1 protein-coding gene is annotated in these 896 nt (G+C 43.6%); it reads left to right on the top strand.

Annotated elements, in window-relative coordinates; translation table 11 throughout:
• The coding region (locus tag A3766_RS31780) for a hypothetical protein (RefSeq protein ID WP_197479830.1) at positions 1–496 on the top strand (496 nt) is incomplete at its 5' end.
• Positions 497–896: the final 400 nt, after the last annotated feature.

Below are 896 nucleotides of genomic sequence, written 5' to 3'. Positions count from 1 at the left end.
CCCTAAAGGTTTGGCAGAAGGGGAATATCTATCTCACCTGGTACTTAAACAGATCCCGCAAAAAGCTGACGCGAACTCTCCGGCTACCCCAAAGAACGATGAAGATATCCAACTAAACCTTGCCGTTCAGCCAGTATTAAAACTAGCAATCCCCGTAATCGTTAGAAAAGGCGCTTCTACGACCACGGCAAGCATCTCTGACATTCAGCCAATCGTGCAAAACGAGCAAGTAGAAGAGCTCCACTTCTCGCTACATCGCCAAGGAAATTTTTCTCTCTATGGGAACGTGGAACTATATGAGAAGAACGGTGAGCAACTTGGCTCCCGCGTAGGCTTTATTCGAGGTATCGCTTTATATACTCCAACTTTAAAACGACTAGTCAAAGTCCGCTTAAGCCAAGCGGCATCATTAACTGGAAAAGAATATCTTCTACGCTTTACTGAGGACGAAAAGTTTGGTGGCAGCAATGTCATCGAGCAAACGATAACATTCTAGACACCTGGCAGACTCTTATAACGTAAGATGGATTTTACCTAATATGCCACGCTATGCCGGCCTCTCGATTTTTNTCGTTTACTTAGCTGTATGGGAGCATGCTTTTGCAGAGCTCCCTCCAGAACCTGTTGAGTTGGCAGAGGATAATATACTGATCGTACAATTAAGTTACGATCAGCTATTACTCGAAGAATCTCTTTTCGTCTATCAAACACCCGAGAATACATTTATTCCCGTACAAGGGTTGATAGATTCTCTGGATTTTCCTCTAACGCTAAATTTGGATTCGCTGTCGCTTGATGGCTGGTTTATTTCAGAAGACCGAAACTTTTCTCTCGACATCAATCAGAAAAGTGTTTTTCTCAAAGGCGAACGCCAAACCTGGCCAAAAGATTTTCAG

This window comes from Oleiphilus sp. HI0132 (genome assembly GCF_001635845.1).
Note: the sequence above shows the minus strand (reverse complement) of the source record. Positions and strands in the feature narration are given on the sequence as shown.